The 19,008-nt window shown below is 40.2% G+C and carries 16 protein-coding genes; 14 read left to right on the top strand and 2 right to left on the bottom strand.

The features are described 5' to 3' along the window. The first annotated feature begins 21 nt into the window (after positions 1–21). Together gnd and zwf are read left to right on the top strand one after the other, a co-directional pair. Positions 22–1,443, top strand: coding sequence for an NADP-dependent phosphogluconate dehydrogenase (gnd, locus tag PZB74_RS19990; protein WP_302238958.1), 1,422 nt, complete (start codon positions 22–24; stop codon positions 1,441–1,443). Positions 1,444–1,461: 18 nt separating this feature from the next. Beyond that, positions 1,462–3,756, top strand: a complete 2,295-nt coding sequence (zwf, locus tag PZB74_RS19985) for a glucose-6-phosphate dehydrogenase (protein WP_302238957.1) — start codon at positions 1,462–1,464, stop codon at positions 3,754–3,756. Between the two features lie 80 nt (positions 3,757–3,836). On the opposite strand, the gene PZB74_RS19980 is transcribed toward zwf, so the two are convergent. Further along, positions 3,837–4,145, bottom strand: a complete 309-nt coding sequence (locus PZB74_RS19980; RefSeq protein ID WP_302238955.1) for a DUF3817 domain-containing protein — start codon at positions 4,143–4,145, stop codon at positions 3,837–3,839. A 109-nt stretch (positions 4,146–4,254) separates the two neighbouring features. Then, positions 4,255–5,781 (bottom strand): sensor histidine kinase, encoded by a 1,527-nt coding sequence (locus PZB74_RS19975; RefSeq protein WP_302238954.1) that lies wholly within the window; start codon positions 5,779–5,781, stop codon positions 4,255–4,257. Between the two features lie 113 nt (positions 5,782–5,894). Here PZB74_RS19975 and PZB74_RS19970 point away from each other — a divergent pair, with 113 nt between their 5' ends. From PZB74_RS19970 to PZB74_RS19915, 12 genes are all read left to right on the top strand, one after another. Further along, positions 5,895–6,266, top strand: coding sequence for a response regulator (locus PZB74_RS19970; protein WP_302238953.1), 372 nt, complete (start codon positions 5,895–5,897; stop codon positions 6,264–6,266). A 109-nt stretch (positions 6,267–6,375) separates the two neighbouring features. Then, on the top strand, positions 6,376–7,746 hold the full coding sequence (locus tag PZB74_RS19965; RefSeq protein ID WP_302238952.1) for a M28 family metallopeptidase: 1,371 nt from the start codon (positions 6,376–6,378) through the stop codon (positions 7,744–7,746). 222 nt (positions 7,747–7,968) lie between these two features. Further along, the gene (locus PZB74_RS19960; RefSeq protein ID WP_302238951.1) at positions 7,969–8,499 is read left to right on the top strand and encodes a hypothetical protein; all 531 of its coding nucleotides are present in this window, start codon (positions 7,969–7,971) and stop codon (positions 8,497–8,499) included. Positions 8,500–8,702: 203 nt separating this feature from the next. Then, a complete protein-coding gene (locus PZB74_RS19955; RefSeq protein ID WP_302238950.1) occupies positions 8,703–11,522 on the top strand; it encodes a TonB-dependent receptor in 2,820 nt (939 codons plus the stop codon). A gap of 431 nt (positions 11,523–11,953) precedes the next feature. Further along, entirely contained in the window at positions 11,954–12,751 is a 798-nt protein-coding gene (locus tag PZB74_RS19950) for a glycine/sarcosine N-methyltransferase (protein WP_302238949.1), read from the top strand. An 18-nt stretch (positions 12,752–12,769) separates the two neighbouring features. Then, complete coding sequence (locus PZB74_RS19945) at positions 12,770–13,597, top strand: methyltransferase domain-containing protein (protein ID WP_302238947.1); 828 nt, start codon at positions 12,770–12,772, stop codon at positions 13,595–13,597. 382 nt (positions 13,598–13,979) lie between these two features. Then, positions 13,980–14,576 carry a Crp/Fnr family transcriptional regulator gene (locus PZB74_RS19940; protein WP_302238945.1) on the top strand — a complete coding sequence of 199 codons (597 nt, stop codon included), beginning with the start codon at positions 13,980–13,982 and terminating at the stop codon, positions 14,574–14,576. Positions 14,577–14,637: 61 nt separating this feature from the next. Next, positions 14,638–15,087 carry a DMT family transporter gene (locus tag PZB74_RS19935; RefSeq protein WP_302238943.1) on the top strand — a complete coding sequence of 150 codons (450 nt, stop codon included), beginning with the start codon at positions 14,638–14,640 and terminating at the stop codon, positions 15,085–15,087. Positions 15,088–15,089: 2 nt separating this feature from the next. Beyond that, positions 15,090–15,830 (top strand): GNAT family N-acetyltransferase, encoded by a 741-nt coding sequence (locus tag PZB74_RS19930; RefSeq protein ID WP_302238942.1) that lies wholly within the window; start codon positions 15,090–15,092, stop codon positions 15,828–15,830. A 29-nt stretch (positions 15,831–15,859) separates the two neighbouring features. Then, positions 15,860–16,489 (top strand): NAD(P)H-dependent oxidoreductase, encoded by a 630-nt coding sequence (locus PZB74_RS19925; protein WP_302238941.1) that lies wholly within the window; start codon positions 15,860–15,862, stop codon positions 16,487–16,489. A 655-nt stretch (positions 16,490–17,144) separates the two neighbouring features. Next, complete coding sequence (locus PZB74_RS19920; protein WP_302238939.1) at positions 17,145–17,894, top strand: phosphatase PAP2 family protein; 750 nt, start codon at positions 17,145–17,147, stop codon at positions 17,892–17,894. Between the two features lie 177 nt (positions 17,895–18,071). Then, positions 18,072–18,983, top strand: coding sequence for a bestrophin family protein (locus tag PZB74_RS19915; RefSeq protein ID WP_302238938.1), 912 nt, complete (start codon positions 18,072–18,074; stop codon positions 18,981–18,983). Positions 18,984–19,008 lie beyond the last annotated feature (25 nt).

Below are 19,008 nucleotides of genomic sequence, written 5' to 3'. Positions count from 1 at the left end.
AACAAGAACAAAACACAAACTATGAATACACAAGCTAACTGTGACTTCGGAATGATTGGTTTAGGCGTTATGGGTAGAAATTTTCTCCTTAACGTAGCTGATCATCAGTTTGAAGTGATAGGCTATGACCTGGATAAAGAGAAAGTAGAAGCACTAGATAAAGAAAAAGCAGGAGATAATGTGCATGCCACTGCTGAGCTTAACACTTTTGTAGGCGCTTTAAAATCTCCTCGCCGTATTATGTTGCTAGTGCCTGCCGGCAAAGCGGTAGATGCTGTTATTGATAGCCTGCTACCACATTTGGATGAAGGTGATATTATCATAGACGGAGGTAACTCGCACTACGATGATACTACGCGTCGTATGGAAAAGCTGGAAGATGCTAAAATCCATTTTTTGGGAATGGGTGTTTCTGGAGGAGAAAAAGGAGCGAGGTTTGGTCCGAGTCTTATGCCTGGTGGCAAAATAGATGCTTATGAGCCGGTAAGAGGGATTTTAGAGGCTGCGGCTGCTAAGGTTAATGGCGAAGCTTGTGTTGCGTTTCTTGGCAATGGTGCGGCTGGCAATTATGTAAAAATGGTGCATAATGGCATAGAGTATGGCATAATGCAGCTTATTGCAGAAATCTACGATGTGTTGCGTCGCCGTGGTGGCCTTAGCGAAGAGCAGTTACATCAGGCTTTTAAAAGTTGGAACGAGGGCGCTCTTCAATCTTTCCTGGTAGAAATTACCGCCGACATTTTTAAACAGTCAGATGATCAGGTAGAAGGGGCGATGCTCATTAACAATATTCTGGATAGTGCCAAACAAAAAGGCACCGGTAAATGGACCTCTCAAAGTGCTATGGATCTGGGAGTGGCTATTCCTACTATAGATTCGGCTGTTACTATGCGTTACCTCTCTGCCCTTAAAGATGAACGTACCAAAGCAGAAAGCTTATTGAGCGGACCCGAAGTTCAAAAGACAGACCAGCAGGAAGAACTTATTGCTCAGGCGCATGATGCTCTTCATTTTGCTATGTTGGTATCGTATGCTCAGGGCTTTGCCATGTTACAGAAAGCTTCTGAAGAGATGGGTTTTGGCCTAGATCTAGTAGAAGTAGCAAAAATCTGGAGAGGAGGGTGTATCATCCGCTCTCGTATGCTGGAAGATTTCATGAAAGCCTTTGCTGAGGATAAGCAACTGGCAAACCTCATGATTAACCCGGATATTGCGAAAACATTAAGCCAGACTGCTTCGCAAACACGTAAAGTATTGGTACAGTGCCTGGAGCAGGGGATTCCTACTGCGGCACTCTCAGCGTCTTTACATTACTATGACAGTTATCGCACCTCGCGTCTGCCTTCTAATCTGGTGCAGGCTCAGCGAGACTATTTTGGTGCTCATACGTATGAAAGACTGGATAAAACAGGCGCGTTTCATACTATATGGGGGGCCTCATAATTATTAATACCTGATCTTATGGAATTTAGCAAACACCAGCTAGACCCTACCGTAATCATCATTTTTGGCGGTAGTGGTGACCTGAATAAAAGAAAACTTATCCCTGCCCTATATAATCTTTTTCTGGATAAATACCTGCCAGATAATTTTCAGGTAATTGGGCTGGGGCGTACCGAGTTTTCTGATGAAGACTATCGTAATATGCTTCGCGAAGAGGTGTCTCAGTATTCTCGTCGGGGTATTACTGATGACAAAGTCTGGAATGCCTTCTCTCAGCATATAGAATACTTCATTATGGATGTAATGAAGAAGGAGTCTTTTCAGCAACTGGATACTAAAATTGGTTCTCTGGAAGATACCTGGGGCGTAAAAGCCAACCGTCTGTTTTATCTGTCAGTAGCTCCACAGTTATTTTCTACCATTGCTACTAATCTGGCTTCTACTCAGGCATGCCACGATTTGGAGTGCTCTCGTATTGTTATTGAAAAGCCCTTTGGACATGACCTTGAAAGTGCTCGTGAGCTAAACAAACTCCTTACAGAGCTGTATGACGAAAAGCAGATTTTCCGTATAGACCATTATCTGGGTAAAGAAACAGTACAGAACATTCTTACTTTCAGGTTTGCCAATACCATTTTTGAGCCGCTCTGGAACAGAAATTATATTGACCATGTGCAGATTACCGTAGCCGAGACGGTAGGCGTTGAGGGCAGGGGAGCCTATTATGAAGGCTCCGGTGCGCTACGGGATATGGTGCAAAACCATGTATTGCAGCTTGTATCTATGATTGCTATGGAGCCTCCCATTAATTTGGATGCTGACGAAATCAGAAATAAAAAAGTAGATGTGCTCAAAGCCGTGCGCATCATGGAAGAAGAAGAGGTAGATAAATATGCCATTCGTGCACAATACGATAAAGGCTGGATTAAAGGTAAAAAGGCAGAAGGGTACACCGAAGAAGAGGGGGTAGATCCAGAGTCTACTACTGAAACTTATACCGCCATTAAGTTTAACATTGATAATTGGCGTTGGCAGGATGTTCCTTTTTACGTACGTACCGGCAAGCGCATGGGCGATAAGTGTTCAGTAATTACTATACAGCTTCGTAAACCGCCACATCGGGCATTTACCAAAGACTATAATGCAAGTAGAGAGCCTAACCGTATTATCATTAATATTCAACCGGACATGGGTATAACCATACGTTTTCAGGCTAAGCGCCCGGGTATATACCACATACTTAATCCGGTAGAAATGGTTTTTGATTATCAGCAATCTTATGATGCTGAGCCACCAGAAGCCTACGAAGCCTTATTGCTGGATGCTATAGAGGGTAATGCGGCTCTCTTTATGAGAGCAGATCAGGTAGAAGAAGCCTGGAAAGTAGTTATGCCCATATTAGATAAATGGGATAAAAATGGTAAGCATGCCTTGCCTAAGTATTCATCTGGAAGCTGGGGACCGCAAGAGGCTGATGATTTGCTCAAACTGGAAGGCCACGAGTGGATAAACCCTAAAGCCACAAATGTTAAAGAAACTGTGATAGAAGAGAACGATCAGCACCCTAAGAAAGGAATTACAAACTTGCACATTTACGAAAACAAAGATGACCTGAGCTATAGCGCTGCTGAGCTATTTGTGCGTAAAGCCAGGGAAGCAGTAGATAGTAAAGGGCGCTTTGTAGTTTGCCTGACAGGTGGTAGCTCGCCTAAAGGTATGTACGAATTGCTTAAGCAGGAGCCTTTTATCAATCAGGTGCCCTGGAATAAGACATATGTATTTTGGGGAGATGAGCGTCCGGTTCCTATTGAAGATAAAGACAGCAATGCTGGCATGTCTTATCAGGCACTGCTTAACGATGTGCCAGTACCAAGAGACCATATATTTCCTATTCATGGAGAGTTGAGAGCGGATATTGCTGCTCTTCAATACGAGGAAAGCTTGCAGGAATTCTTCCAGGGAATGTCTCCTCGCTTTGACCTTATTCTGTTGGGTATGGGAGCAGATGGACATACGGCTTCACTTTTCCCGCACGTACCTTTCTCTCATAAATCCATGACCTGGGTAAAAGAGATGTGGGTGGAGAAAATGGATACCTACCGTATCAGCCTGATGCCCCAGTTGATTAACCAGGCAGAATGTATTGCTTTTATGGCCTTTGGTGAGCAGAAAGCAGATGCGCTGCACGAAGTATTAGAAGGAGAATATAATCCTGAAGAATATCCGGCGCAGTTGATTAAACCTGAAGATGGTGAGTTGCACTGGTTTGTAGACCATCTGGCAGCAGCGAAACTAAACAAAGCTAATAGCTAATTGCTAGCGCTAAAAATTACACAAGGCTACCTGATCATAAGATTGGGTAGCCTTTTTTATTGATGCTAAATGGTTTAAGCTTATTTGTTTCTCAACATTTTAGACTCCACATAGAATGTGGCAAAAGGAATTAAAGATGCAGCCAGTGCTATAAATGTAGATTTCAACTTCCATCGCTCCTGAAAGGCTACCAATACCACCAAAGCAATATAGGCAATAAAAAGAAAGCCGTGAGCATAGCCAACCAGCATATTTGGCTCAGGCATATGAGCCAGGTATTTAAGAGGCATAGTCACAAAAAGGAGCAGCAAATAGGAAATTCCTTCCAGTATTGCTGCTATTCTGAGGGGTTTGACAAAGCTACTTCTTTGGGTGCTTACATTAGGCATAACTGACGATTAATTAGGTATATTTAGTATACTCCCCTTCATTATAAAGGGTTCCCTTCAGTAAGCAAAAAACAATTAAGTGTACGGTAAGTAACATTGAATTAACTTTTCAGCGTAGTAACAATGAAGAGGGCAGGTGCACACTAAAAGTACTGCCTTTACCAGGCTCACTTTCTACCTGCACGCTTCCATGATATTTTTCTACCGTAGTTTTTACAATGTATAGGCCCATACCTGTACCATCCGTTTTTCTGTTAAAACGTTTAAACATCTCAAAAATCTTGTGCTGGTTTTCTGCTTTAATACCGATACCATTATCTTTTATTTTAAGAACCCACTGGTCGTATTCAGTATCAGTGATAATTTCTATCTGTGAAGGAGCCTGCTGGCTATATTTTATAGCATTGTCCAGTAGGTTGTACAAAATAATTCTGAGGTGCTTGGAAGAGAAAAAGACCGCATCACTTTTTAAACTTAGCTTTACATCTATTTGCTTATTACTAAAACGGCTTTGGTTACTTGCTAAAAATTCTTCTACCAGTTTGTTTATTCGCACTGTTTCAAAATCTTCAACTACATCTCTTTTAATCTGACCTACATCAGCAAGATCACTAATTACTAATTTGAGCTTATCCACCTGTGTATTTACCATTTGATGAAGTGGATTTAGGGCAGCTTCGCAATCTTTAGGTGTACGTTGTTCAATCAATTGCATCAGGCCTTCAAGGTTGCTAATAGGGGCTTTAAGGTCATGCGAAGCAGTATAAATAAAGTTATCCAGATCTTCGTTAACCCTTTTTAGCTCTTCGTTTTTTTCCTTTTGGTCGTGTATGTCAGTAGCGGTGCCAAACCATTTGCTTACCTTACCTTCCTCATCTTTCATGGCCTGTGCTCTACCCAAATGCCAGCGGTAGCTGCCATCTCGTCCATCACGCATTCTAAACTCTGCCTGAAAGTTGCTGGCTGTTTCTACAGATGTGCTCCAGATCTTTTGTAGTTGCTCTTTGTCATCAGGGTGGATAACTGACACCCAACCGTAGGCAATGCTTTCGTCTTCAGAAAGCTGGGTATAATCGTACCAGTTTTGATTATAATAATCCAGATTACCCTCAGCATTTGCTGTCCACACAATTTGAGGAATGGTATCGGTTAAAAACTTCATGGAAGCATTGCTTTCCTGCAATTCTTTAGTTCTTCTGGCTACTTCTTGCTCAAGGTTTTCATTTTCAGATTTTAACTGATGGCTAAAGGCTTTCCACTTTTCTATACTCGGTAGTTCCAAAAGCTGTGGAGCTACATGAATAAGTACCAGTGCTGTACCTATAGAAGCCAGCGCAGTAATTGTTCTTATGATTGCATCTAGCCGGTAGTAGGGGTGCCAGATATTTATAACATCCATCAGGTGGCTTGTTCCACAACCTAAAATAAAAATGGCAAAAAGTACCAGTAGCCAGATGTACTGAAAATCATTACGCTTCAAAAAAATATATACCAGACAAATAGGGATAGCAAAATACGCCAGCGCGATAATTGAGTTGGAAATGGCGTGCGTCCACAAGATGAAAGGCTCCCATAAATAACAGTGTCCATAAGGCATAAATTCAGCCCCTTCATGTATCATCTGATGGCCTTGCATAGAGAGTTTTAGATAAAAAAATAAAAATAGAGGCTGATTAAATTTAATCTTAGCCCTTACTTGACATAAAAAAATGCCTTAATATTGTCCTAACAATTAATCCAGGCTTTTGGATGGAAAAATATCAAATTATTTTTTTGGTTGATGACGATGATGTAACCAGTTTCATTAACCAAAATCTTATTGAAGAAGTAGGGTTGGCTCGTCAGGTAATTACTTTTACCAATGCGGAAGAAGTTTTCCCGCACATTACTCATGAAAAAACGAGGCCGGATGTCATATTTCTTGACCTGAAAATGCCCGTTTTTGATGGTTTTGATTTCCTGGAAAAATTTAAAAGTCTGGATGATGAGATCAAAGACAGCATCAAGATTGTGGTGCTTACCACCTCCGAAAATCCACGTGATAAGGAAAGACTTAAATACCTGGGTTTTCACAAATACGTAATTAAACCTCTGAGTAGAGACAAGCTGAAAGAAATATAGCACACATGTTTTTCTAAGCTAAAGGTGCCAGACTATTTTTAACAGTGTCTGGTATTGCTACTAACATCATAATATATTAGCAGTTATGTACTTTGCTAAACTCCTGATTATGATGATTAACAGATACTTTTTGCTTTTAACTTTTCTATTACTCAGTCCTTATATTTATGCACAGGACAAAGTTGTAGCCCCACCGTCAGCAGATATGCGAATCTACGATATTATAGAGGCCGTCTCCGCAGAACGTCTGGAGCAGGACATTCGTAAACTGGCGGGCTTTGGTACACGAAATACCTTCTCGGATACGCTTTCTGATACTCGTGGTATTGGTGCCGCTCGCCGCTGGATTAAAAGTGAGTTTGATAAAATCTCCTCCGACTGTAACAATTGCCTTGATGTATTTTACCAGAAAGATTTTGTAGAAGAAGGTTCAGGCTCACGGGTGCCAAAGGATGTCTGGGTAGTCAACGTAGTAGCCATACAAAGAGGAAAAGTAAACCCCAACCGCTTTATCATTATGTCCGGTGATATTGATTCACGTGCTTCTGACGCTATTGACTTCCAAATAGATGCCCCTGGTGCTAACGACAATGCTACGGGCATGGCAGGAGCTATAGAAGCGGCGCGCGTATTGTCGCAATATGAGTTTGATAACAGCATTGTTTATGTAGGACTTTCTGGTGAAGAACAAGGCCTGTTTGGTGGAAAAGGGCTGGCCGAATATGCCAGGAAAAACAATTGGGAGATTATTGGTGTGCTTAATAATGACATGATTGGCAACATAGAAGGAATAGATGGAGTAGTGGATAACCGTAGCTTCCGCATCTTTTCTGAACCCGTACCACCTACCGAAACAGATAATGAAAGGCGTTTTCGTAGATTTACGGGGGGAGAAGTAGATGGTATTTCTCGGCAACTGGCGCGTTATGTACATCAGCAAACACAAACCTATATGCCGATGATGAATCCCATAATGATCTACCGACTAGACAGATTTGGCAGGGGAGGACATCATCGTCCGTTCAACGACCTGGGCTATGCGGGTATTCGTATTATGGAAGCCCACGAAAATTATAATCGTCAGCATCAGGATATACGGGTAGAAGATGGAATTGCCTATGGTGATGTAATTGAGGGTGTAAACTTTGATTTTACAGCTAAACTAACTGCGGTAAACGCTATAAGTATGGCCGGACTAGCCTGGGCTCCTTCGGCTCCCGATAGTGTTAAAATTGGAGGAGCAGTAAAGGCCTCTACCACATTGGCCTGGAATGCAAGCGATCATCCTGAACTGGCAGGCTACAAAGTATATTGGCGAGAAACCACATCTCCTCAATGGCAATACAGCCGTTTTGTAGGAAAAGTTAATGAGTACACACTGGATAATATCGTGATTGATAACTATTACTTTGGTGTAGCTGCCGTAAGTAAAGAAGGCAACGAAAGTGTAGTGGTATTTCCAACTGACCTAATCAGGTAAAGAAAGATTAACCTTTTATAAAAAGCGCATATGCTATGCGCTTTTTTTGGGGTAAGATGTAAGTAGGTAAACAAGCATTCTTTTGACTATCACATAATAGCAGTTAAGTATCAATAAACTATTCAAATTAGGTTTTTCATTACTTTGAATAGTTGGTTTACAGATAAAGTATGATTTTTAAGCAATAGTTTAATATTAATCTAATGCTTAAATTTTCTCTTCATGGAAATTAAAATTGTAAATCAAAAGGTACTGCAAACCTTAGCCTATGACTATAAATATCAAAAAGGACTTACAGAGGAATTAGATAAGTTAGAAGGTAATTTTGATCACGCTATAATTCATCAAATAGTGTTATGGAAGGTAAATCGTTATCCTGAATTTACAGATGAAACTTTAGCCTTACTTAATAAAATAGATATTCAAGATTCTCTCTTGAATGAACAGTTGACTAAAGAAGTACTATTGAAAATGTTAAGCTGTAAAGGAATCGGACTTCCAATGGCTTCAACAATACTTCGTTTTAAAAATCCAAATATTTATCAGATAATAGACCAGAGAGTGTATCGGGTTATTTTTGGTAAAAAATTAGTCTTACCTACGCAATCAGAAAAATTAGTTGAATTATATTTCTCATATTTAGAAGAGCTAAGAAAAACATGTGAATCTTACCAGATAGTTTTTAATAAATCCGATAGGATACTATATGAGTTAGATAAAGTAATAAATGCAGATGTTAAAATTGATTACTAAAATTAACTAGTTTCTTAATAATAGAATAGGTAATATCCTTCTCTTAACCAGATCATTCTTTCAAACTTTAGAACATCTATTATTACAGTTAGGGTAAATTTTCGTAAATCTTAAGTACTACCACAATTTTTATGTAAAATATTTTTTCAGGTATTAAACCTTGCCTTCGGCCAGGTATCTAAGGTGGCAAAGCTCAAATCAATATGTCACATAGAACGCTATACCTGCTACTTTTTTGTCTGATCACCGTTTCTGCCTTTGCTCAATCCCCAAGCTTAAGTCTGCAAGGGAAGGTAGTTACCCTAACTGATGATAGCATCCTTCCGGGAGCTACGGTTAAGTTGACACAAAACGATGAAAACGCTCTTTATACCACCACCAATGGTTCCGGAGAATTTCAGTTCAATAATCTGTCTGCAGGTGAGTATACATTAGTCATCACCTATGTGGGCTATCAAAAAATTGAACAAACTCTAAATCTGGAACGGAATACTGAGCTTGCTAAACTACGTATGGCAGAATCGGAAGATTATTTGCAAGAGGTTGAAGTAGCAGGGCGACTCCCTCGTGCGGAGCAAAAAGGCGATACTACTATCTTCAATGCCAAAGCATACAAAACATTACCCGACGCCAGCACAGAAGACCTCATTAAAAAGATGCCGGGTATTGTCTTTGAAGACGGAAAGGTGCAGGCCCAGGGAGAAGACGTTCAGAAAGTACTGGTAGATGGCAAACCATTTTTCGGAAACGACCCTACCGCTGCCCTCAGGAACTTACCGGCTGAAGTGGTGGATAAGATCCAGGTTTTTGATAAGCAAAGCGAGCAGGCAGAGTTCACAGGTTTTGATGATGGACAAAGTGCCAAAACAATCAATATAGTTACGCTGGCTAATAAAAGAAATGGGCAGTTCGGTAAAGTCTATGCTGGCTACGGACTTGATAACCGCTATGCGCTGGGAGGTAATATCAATATCTTTAATGGCGACCAGCGTTTTTCCATCATAGGTCAGTCCAACAATATTAACATACAAAATTTCTCTACAGAAGATCTTCTGGGAGTAGTAGGCAATAGCGGAAGGCGAGGAGGCAGAGGTGGTGGAAGAGGCTCCGGAGGACCAGGTGGAGGTGGTGGAAGAGGTCCTGGTTCGTCCGGTGGTAATGTCAGTGATTTTTTAGTTGGGCAGCAGAGCGGAATCAGTCAGACCAATGCTTTTGGGCTCAACTATTCAGACAATTGGGGGGAGAAGATTGAAGTCACCGGGAGCTATTTTTTCAATAACAGCCATAATAGCGCCGACCAGATGCTAAGTAGGGAGACTTTCCTTTCAGCAGATTCCAGCCAGTTTTACGATGAAAACAGCCTGACAGAAAGTGATAACTTTAACCATCGCTTTAATATGCGCATGGAGTACAACATAGACGACAAAAACTCTATTATTCTGGAGCCTAGCCTAAGCTGGCAGCATAATATAGGAAGTGAGCAGATAGATGGCATTACCTTTCTGGAAAATGAGAACCTGCTTAGCAGCACTATAAATAATTACAAAGCCGACCTTAGTGCCTTAAGCTTTTCCAACAACTTATTATTCAGACATAGATTTGAGAAGAGAGGCAGAACATTATCTTTCCGCTTTGGCACACAGATTAACGCACAGGAAGGCAGTAATGAGCTCTATGCAGAAAACACCTACTACAATACTGGATTTACTGAACTAGATTCGCTGGATCAGAACAGTACTCTGGATCAGCTTACCAATACTTACTCGGCGAACATTATTTACACTGAACCTATTTCTGAAAGGCTCAATCTTATGCTGAACTATGAAGCTTCATTAAGTGAGAGTGAATCAGATAAGTTTACCTATAATTTTAATGAGTCTGAAGGCAGCTATTCGCTCATGGATACCAGCCTTACCAATGTATTTGAGTCGCAATACATTACGCAGGAGTTTGGCGGTGGTCTTAGGTTTAACAGTGGTAAGCTATCTTTCATGAGCCGTATAAACTACCAGTTTGCTTATCTGGATAATAGTCAGCTTTTCCCTCAGGAAGATGACATTAACCGTAACTTTCAAAGCCTGCTGCCTTCTGCTATGCTCCATTACCGTATGGAGGGGGGCAAAAACCTGAGAGTGTTTTACCGTACCAATACCAACGCACCGGAGCTTAGCGAACTGCAAAATGTCATAGACAATAGCAATCCACTGATGCTTACCCAGGGAAATCCTGACCTGGAACAGGAGTATACCCACAATCTATTTGCCCGCTATGCTTCTACAAATGTAAAAAAGGCTAATAGCTTTTTCATGCTAATAGGAGGTAGCTATACGTCAAACTATATTGCCGAAAGCAGCCTTATTGCCAGTAAAGATACTGTAGTCAATGGTGCTGTGGAGCTTCAGCAGGGGGCACAGCTGACTCGCCCAATTAATCTGGAGAATAGCTGGAGTCTGAGGTCTTTTGCCAGCTACGGAATTCCACTGACAGCTATTCAGAGTAACCTTAATTTTAATGGATCACTAACGTATAACAGAACTCCCGGGCTCATTAATGAGCAAAAGAACTATGCCAACAATCTGGGCATGGGTATGGGGTTGGTATTAAGCAGCAATATGAGCGAGTATCTGGACTTTACTCTTTCTTCACGCTCTAATTACAACGTGGTGAACAACACCCTAAGAGCCGACCTGAACAATAATTACTTTAATCAGAACACCGAATTTAAAATACATGGTAGAAGTGAGTCGGGCTGGTTTGTAGAAACTGAGCTTAATCATCAGTATTATGCGGGTCTGTCTGAAGCCTACAATCAAGATTACCTTTTGATTAATCTGAGCGCTGGTAAAAAGCTATTTAAAAATCAATTAGGTGAACTTAAACTTACAGTTTTTGATCTGCTGAAGCAAAACAATAGCATCAACCGCACAGTAAGTGAAACCTATATAGAAGATGTACAGACCGAAGTGCTTCAGCAGTTTGCCATGCTACAATTTACTTATAACCTGAGGCACTTCAGACTATAAAGGGTAACATATAGGTAATGCTGAATTTACTTTGTATTAATACTTAGGTTCTATATTTGAGAAAGCAGAGGATTACTTTTTTAACTTAATGAATGGGATTTTTTAAGCTTTTTCCCTCTGCGGATTGGCAGGTTCTTAGGAGCTTGCTTTTTTTCTTTTACCTCGCCTCAAAACTTTTTTACCAAAGGCTTCTATCTCGTTATTCTTTTCGCACATACTTTTACTTCAGTACAGCTTAAACAAGCTTAGTCAACTAACTATCTGATAAATGAAGTTATATTGTATGTTTTATCAGGGTAAATGATTTACACAATATCTGGCTTTAACAGTTCTGCAAAATTATGAAATTATGATCTTTGGCAATTGACTACACCTTAACTCTATATTTTGGTATATTAAGCTTTTATCATCACAAAAATACATTTACCAAAATGACGCAAACTAAACAGCAATACGGCAAAAATCCCATTGAGGTAAGAGAGACAGACCATTATCAGATGGAGTATGTACATAGTTTTGTGGAGAAGTGGGATGAGCTTATTGACTGGAAAGCCCGCGCTCAGGGTGAAAAGGATTTTTTTATCAAAATACTTCAGGAGTACAACAAAAAGAAGGTGCTGGATGCCGCTACCGGCACTGGTTATCATTCTGTTCAGTTGCTTAACGCCGGCTTTAATGTGGTAAGTGTAGATGGTAGCCCGGTAATGTTGGCCAAAGCATTTGAAAATGCCAAAGACCACGGCCATATTCTCAGAACAGTGCATGCTGACTGGCGTTGGCTCAACCGTGACCTTTACGGAAGATACGATGCAGTTATTTGCCTGGGTAATTCGTTTACCCACCTGTTTGACGAAAACGACAGAAGAAAAACTCTGGCTGAATTCTATTCTGCCCTCAAACACGATGGGGTACTCATTTTAGATCAACGAAATTACGACTCTATACTAGACCACGGTTTTAGCAGTAAGCATACGTATTACTATGCCGGAGAAAATGTAAAAGCTGAGCCTGAGCATGTAGACGAAGGTCTGGCACGTTTTCGCTATGAGTTTCCGGACCAATCCGAATATCATTTGAATATGTTTCCCCTTCGTAAAGATTATGTAAGAAACCTTTTAAGTGAAGTAGGCTTCCAGAAAGTTACTACCTATGGAGACTTTCAGGAGACTTATCAATCAGAAGAGCCTGACTTTTTTATTCATGTAGCAGAAAAAGCCTACCAACCATAAACCTAAAATTTCTAGACCATGCAGGATAATCAACTCGTAGAGATTACCAAAGAATACTACAACAGCCAGGATGCTGATGAGTTTTATCACAGCATCTGGGGTGGAGAAGACATACATATTGGTATTTACGACGGCAAAAATTCTATTAAAGAAGCCTCACGCCAATCCGTAGTGTTGATGGCAGAAAAAGCAGGCGCATTAAATGTAGATACCCACCTTTTAGACTTGGGTTCAGGCTATGGTGGCGCTGCCCGTTATCTGGCAGCTACTTTCGGCTGCAAAGTAGACTGCCTCAACCTAAGCGCAACCGAAAACCATAGGAACGAAGAAAAAAATAAGGCGCAGGGCTTAGACCATCTAATTAATGTAGTAGAGGGCAATTTTGAGGCCCTACCCTTTAATGCAAACACGTATGATGTCCTTTGGTCGCAGGATGCCATACTACATAGCAATCAGAAATTTAAAATTTTTCAGGAGGCTCAGAGGGTACTCAAACCGGGGGGAGTATTCATTTTTACTGATCCTATGCAGGCTGATGACTGCCCAGATGGCGTGCTGGATGCTGTACTAAAGCGGATACATCTGGAAGAGATGGGCTCGGTAGCTCAATACCGTGAATTTGCGAAGGAAGTAGGCCTGAGTGAAGAAGAAGTAATACTTATGCCTGAGCAATTAGTTAATCATTACACTCAGGTATTGCATGGGCTGGAGATCCACTACGAAAGCCTTGCCGATAAAATTTCCAGAGAGTATGTAGACAAAATGAAGCAAGGGCTGAAGCATTGGATAGCTGCCGGACAAAAGGCTTACCTCAACTGGGGTATTTTAAAGTTTAAGAAAGCTTAAAGCGCTTAAGTTAGAAGAGTGGTCATGTCAATGACCTCTTCTTTTTGTTCGTTGGTTTTGTTGTAATGAAACTAAGCTTAAGCTCAAGGCAATGAATTTTGCCTGTTTTATCGCTAAACTAACTTGTGTGTACAGCTTTTTTAAAGACAAGCAGGAGCAATAAACTGAAAGGGGTACTTCAAAACATCTCTTTTGATGTTCCGAACCTCAAGTTTGACCTTCTGAACATCAAAACCCTATCTTTTAACCTCAAATTTGAAGTTATTAAGCTCAAAGCCGGGCTTTAGAACATGTTGCCAAGCTATACATTGAAGTTACAAACATGAAAATTTGAACTTTGAAACGGCTCCTGTAAATTTAGAGCAAGTAGCCTGTTGATAGCATGACATCTCTTCAACCAGATCAGTACAAAGATATTTTAAAAAAGAGTATGCATACTTTTGCTCCGGTTTCTGATGATTCCTTTGAGCAACTGTACGCGCTGGCAGAGCCAAGAAGCTTAGTAAAAGGCGAAGTACTTGTTCGGCCAGGGCAGATAGCTCGTAAGATCTACTTTGTGTGTAGTGGAATACTCATCTCATTATTTATAAAGGAAGAAGGGGAGACACATATCAAGAATTTTTTTGTACCCCATAATTTTGCGGGCTCTACCGTATCATTGCAGCTACAGTCACCCTCCTCATTTAGCATAGAAGCTCTATGCAAGTCAGTAGTTCTGGAAATGGATTATCAGCTTTATAAAGAAAAGATTTATCAACACCAGGATCTGAAAAACTTTTATATCGCCTATCTGGAGCAGAAATGGGTGGTAGAAAATGAAAAGCGCCAGATATCTTTTGCTACCCAAAATGCCAGCGAACGTTACGTTCAGTTTTTAAAAGATTATCCTGAGCTGGAGCAACAGGTTTCCCAGCGACTTATTGCTTCTTACCTGGGCATTACTCCTACCCAGTTAAGCCGTATCCGAAGGGAGTTGTAGCTTTTTTAAATCATCAACATATGTAAATGCCTAATGCCGAAGGGACATCTACCTTTAGGCTATGAATCATTTAACATTAAGTTTACTGGCCTTTACCGGAGGGGTTTTTCTGGCTGTACAGGGAGGCTTAAATGCTCAATTGGGAGTCTTGCTTAAAAACCCTTTGCTGGCGTCATTGGTAGCATTTTTTTGCAGTGCTACTTTTGCATTTTGCTTTGTATTACTGAGCGTTAAGCATCTACCTGATGTTCAGGAAATCAAAAGTGTGCCCTATTATTTGTGGTTTAGCGGTGGTTTGTTCAGCGTACTGGGCATTAGTCTGTATTACTATACCATTCCCCGTTTAGGTGTATCCAGCATGATATCTTTAGGTTTATGCGGACAGGTGATATTTTCGGTTATAGCGGGTCATTTCGCCTGGTTTGGCTTACCTCAAGAACCTCTGGGTATAAAAAGATTAATTGGCATTCTCATCCTGATTAGCGGAATTATTATTATCAATAAAAACTAAAAATGGATTATCTCATCAATCAAAATATAGCTAACCTTTGCGCACTTTGGCAAAGTGTAGGAGAGGCCTTTGGTGTTTATTCTTCTAACAAATACTTTGATAGTGTATTGCTTAACTATTCTGACTGGCCGAATAGGCTGTGGTTTCATCAGCAGGCTAGCGAAGAAAGTGTTTTACCGGCTAAAGAAGTTATCAGAGCTCATGAAAAGAAAGTCATCATTCCCTACTGGAACATTTATGATGAGCGTTCGTATTCATTTTTGGAAAGTCAGGGATTTGAGCCTGTCTTTCAACAAATAGGCATGTACCTACAACTTCAGGAGAAGTTTAGCGTAGAACATAGCTTAAGTATAAAAAAAGTAAAGCAGGCAAAAGACGCCCTTCTCTGGGAGAGACTTTTTTATGATTGCTTTGCATATCAGATTGACCAAAACCTACTACTACCACAATACAAAGCTCCGCGTTTTTATATCGCGTACCATTATAATCAGCCAGTAGGTACGGCCATATTACATGCGTCTAATACAGAAACCATAGGCGTGCATGCAATGGGCATTATACCTGAAATGCGAAGAAAAGGACTGGCCGAAGCATTGATGCAGCACTTACTCAATCAGTCTATTACCGAAGGTTTTAAGTATGCCAGTTTACAGGCATCGGCCATGGGGCTTGGTCTGTATCAGAAACTTGGATTTAAAGAGCACTTTAGAATGACTAATTACATGTTGAGACAAGAATTGTAGATAAAACAAATATTGAGAATTAAGTAATTATGGAATTGATAGAAAATTTGAAATGGCGCTATGCCACCAAAAAATTTGACCCTAACAAAAAAATATCTTCAGCAGATATAGAAATTATAAAAGAGGCAGTGCAACTGTCTGTATCCTCTTATGGTTTGCAGTTATACAAAGTACTTTTTGTTGAAGACAAGGCTCTGCGTGAGCAATTAAAGCCAGCCTCCTGGGGGCAGGGACAAATAACAGATGCCTCACATTTGGTGGTTTTTTGTAATTATACCAACATACAAGATGAACAGATTGATGATTTCGTAAAACTGGTCGCTGACACCCGTCAGCAGAAAGTAGAAGACCTGCAGGGCTATGGTGACTTTGTTAAATCCAAGCTGGCAGAAAAAAGCGATGCGGAAAAAGCGAACTGGACAGCCCGCCAGACCTATCTGGCATTGGGTAACCTACTTACTGCCTGTGCCGAACTTAAAATAGATGCCTGCCCTATGGAAGGCTTTGAATCTGAAACTTATAACGAAATACTGGGCCTAAAAGAAAGAGGGCTGAATGCTGCGGTGGTGGCAACCATTGGCTATCGTGCAGAAGATGATAGCAGTCAGCAAGCCGCAAAAGTAAGAAGACCTGTAGAAGAACTTTTTGAGGTCATTTAAATCACCTGAAAGAGTTACTTGCCTTCTCTTTCTTGGATAAAACAGACAAAAGCATCAGCACTTCCGGCTGGTGCTTTAGTTTTAATAGTAAAATAAGGTCGTATATATACCACAATTGCGCAGCTAAGGCTTAAGGCTTACATACTGAGGTAGTTTTGGCGAATAACCTTTTTATAGGCCATTTTAAAAGAAAATAAGGCTTGAAAATATTTTTTAGTGTGTTGATAATATATTGATTTACAGTTATTTACGTAATATAATTGTAGTGTTGCTATGCTCAGGGCTGAAATTTCTGGGTTCATTTCATAAAAAAAAGCTACAGAGTAATTGCCTAAAATCTTAGCAGTAAAATACCTAGACTATTTGAGTAGGTTATAATTTATACTTTTAACCTATTATCTATCCTTTTAGGAGGATATGAGCTATTTAAAACAGTATTTTTTAAATAAATAGATGTCAATAGACTAGAAATTTTATCAATAGCTTAAAGTTTTTTTACCTACCGCCGTTATTCTGACATTTAAACTCTATCTGAGTTTCTGAAAACCTATTCAGATTCATACACAAGCCCAAAAACGCCTTTCTGTGGTACTGTTTTAGTTTCTTTTTGGCTTAACTACTAAGCCCTTATTTAACAGGAACTAAACACCCACGTATGCAAAAAATCTATTTATTACTACTCAGTTTCTTTTTAAGTGTACAGCTAAATGCCCAGGATTCACCTAGGGATAGCCTTACTACTCAGAACAAAATTAACTTAAAATCATTGGCAGCACCCGCAGCGCTCATTACCTATGGGGTAGTTGGCCTGAATAACAAACCGCTACAGTCTTTTAATGAAAAGGTAAACAAAGAAGTTGATGAACATATCTTAAAAAAAACCTCTATAGATGATTATATGCAGTATTCTCCCATGCTGACAGTATATGGACTCAACTCTATAGGTGTAAGAGGTAAAAACAATCTAAGACACCGTACCAGAAATCTGGCTTTGTCATATATCATTATGGGGATTACCGTAACTTCTTTGAAAAGATCTACAAAAATTCTAAGACCAGACGGAAAATCCAGTAACTCTTTTCCCTCAGGACATACCGCAACTGCTTTTATGGGAGCCGAATATTTATGGCAGGAGTATAAAGATGTGTCGGTCTGGTACGGAATCGCGGGATATATATTAGCAGCAGGAACCGGACTGGGTAGAATATATAATGATCGGCACTGGGTTACTGATGTTGCCGCGGGAGCAGGTATTGGTATTTTGAGTACTAAAGTTGCTTACTGGATTGCTCCGCATTTCAGAAAAAATCAGGAAAAGAAGACGCCTGCGAAGGCGCAGCAAACTTTAATCTATCCTTTTTACGGAGGGGACTGTCTGGGGATAACCTTATCCAGAAGTTTGTAATACTACTCATCTTCAATTTTTAAAGGAACAGCTACTTACGGCTTGTTCCTTTTTTTATTGTCAGTTATTTTCAATTTTACATATGTATGCATAGTAAATTGGTTTATGCTCAGGATTTTTTAAACACTTTTGCCTAAGCTTTTATTTTTATTGTGTATTTCAAACTAAGCCAAACTCATGATTATCTCCCGCAATATTCAACTATTAAGAATCCTTAAGATTACCTGGAAAACTGATTTATTTTTAATACTATCCTGCGGCTTAGCCTATTTTATAGATGAGCATCTGGTGAAAGAATATATAGAGCTTCCTGCGATAATACCCTCACTACTAGGTACTGCATTGGCTTTTTTTATAGGTTTTAATAATAACCAGGCCTATGATCGCTGGTGGGAGGCGCGCAAAATATGGGGAGAACTTGTAAACGACTCCCGCTCATGGGCTCGTGGGGTGTTATATTATATTCCACAAACTCAGGACCCTACTTATAATATAAAAGCGCTTCAGCGCAGACTGGTACACCGGCATATAGCTTTTCTTTATGCGCTAAAAAGTAATTTACGCAGAACAGATGACCAGACTTATCAGAAGTATCTGGAACAGGATGAGGTTCAAAATGTAAACCGTCAAAGCAATCTACATAATGCTATTCTGGAACAGCAGTCTAAAGAAATTGGAAAGCTCCATGAGGAAAATGTTATCAATGGGTTTCAGTTTGTAGAGCTCAACCATACTCTGGTTAGGTTTTGCGATTGCATGGGTAAGTCCGAACGTATTAAAAATACAGTCTTTCCTACCACTTATCATTTCTTTACACGCCTCTTTATCTGGGTATTTGTTATCCTGATTACCGTGTATTGCACGCAAACCATAGGAGCGTGGTCAATACTACTAGGTTGGCTTATAGGTTTTGTGTTTCAAACTACGCACCTCATTGGTTTATCTTTACTCAACCCTTTTGATTCTATTCCTTCCGGTATACCTCTAAGCCAGATTACCAGAACCATTGAAATAAACCTTTTGCAAATGCTAGGAGAGCAGCAGATACCAGAGCCCGTACAGCCTGTAAATAATGAGTACATTATGTAAAACTGCTCAGACAATAAGAGGAGCT

This window comes from Porifericola rhodea (assembly GCF_030506305.1).
Lineage (GTDB): Bacteria > Bacteroidota > Bacteroidia > Cytophagales > Cyclobacteriaceae > Catalinimonas > Catalinimonas rhodea.
Note: the sequence above shows the minus strand (reverse complement) of the source record. Positions and strands in the feature narration are given on the sequence as shown.

Coding starts and splice junctions, on each gene's coding strand:
- PZB74_RS19930 (WP_302238942.1), top strand. CDS start 15,090: ATGGATTATCTCATCAATCAAAATATAGCTAACCTTTGCGCACTTTGG.
- PZB74_RS19950 (WP_302238949.1), top strand. CDS start 11,954: ATGACGCAAACTAAACAGCAATACGGCAAAAATCCCATTGAGGTAAGA.
- PZB74_RS19920 (WP_302238939.1), top strand. CDS start 17,145: ATGCAAAAAATCTATTTATTACTACTCAGTTTCTTTTTAAGTGTACAG.
- PZB74_RS19980 (WP_302238955.1), bottom strand. CDS start 4,145: ATGCCTAATGTAAGCACCCAAAGAAGTAGCTTTGTCAAACCCCTCAGA.
- PZB74_RS19915 (WP_302238938.1), top strand. CDS start 18,072: ATGATTATCTCCCGCAATATTCAACTATTAAGAATCCTTAAGATTACC.
- zwf (WP_302238957.1), top strand. CDS start 1,462: ATGGAATTTAGCAAACACCAGCTAGACCCTACCGTAATCATCATTTTT.
- PZB74_RS19940 (WP_302238945.1), top strand. CDS start 13,980: ATGACATCTCTTCAACCAGATCAGTACAAAGATATTTTAAAAAAGAGT.
- PZB74_RS19945 (WP_302238947.1), top strand. CDS start 12,770: ATGCAGGATAATCAACTCGTAGAGATTACCAAAGAATACTACAACAGC.
- PZB74_RS19970 (WP_302238953.1), top strand. CDS start 5,895: ATGGAAAAATATCAAATTATTTTTTTGGTTGATGACGATGATGTAACC.
- PZB74_RS19960 (WP_302238951.1), top strand. CDS start 7,969: ATGGAAATTAAAATTGTAAATCAAAAGGTACTGCAAACCTTAGCCTAT.
- PZB74_RS19935 (WP_302238943.1), top strand. CDS start 14,638: ATGAATCATTTAACATTAAGTTTACTGGCCTTTACCGGAGGGGTTTTT.
- gnd (WP_302238958.1), top strand. CDS start 22: ATGAATACACAAGCTAACTGTGACTTCGGAATGATTGGTTTAGGCGTT.
- PZB74_RS19955 (WP_302238950.1), top strand. CDS start 8,703: ATGTCACATAGAACGCTATACCTGCTACTTTTTTGTCTGATCACCGTT.
- PZB74_RS19925 (WP_302238941.1), top strand. CDS start 15,860: ATGGAATTGATAGAAAATTTGAAATGGCGCTATGCCACCAAAAAATTT.
- PZB74_RS19975 (WP_302238954.1), bottom strand. CDS start 5,781: ATGCAAGGCCATCAGATGATACATGAAGGGGCTGAATTTATGCCTTAT.
- PZB74_RS19965 (WP_302238952.1), top strand. CDS start 6,376: ATGATGATTAACAGATACTTTTTGCTTTTAACTTTTCTATTACTCAGT.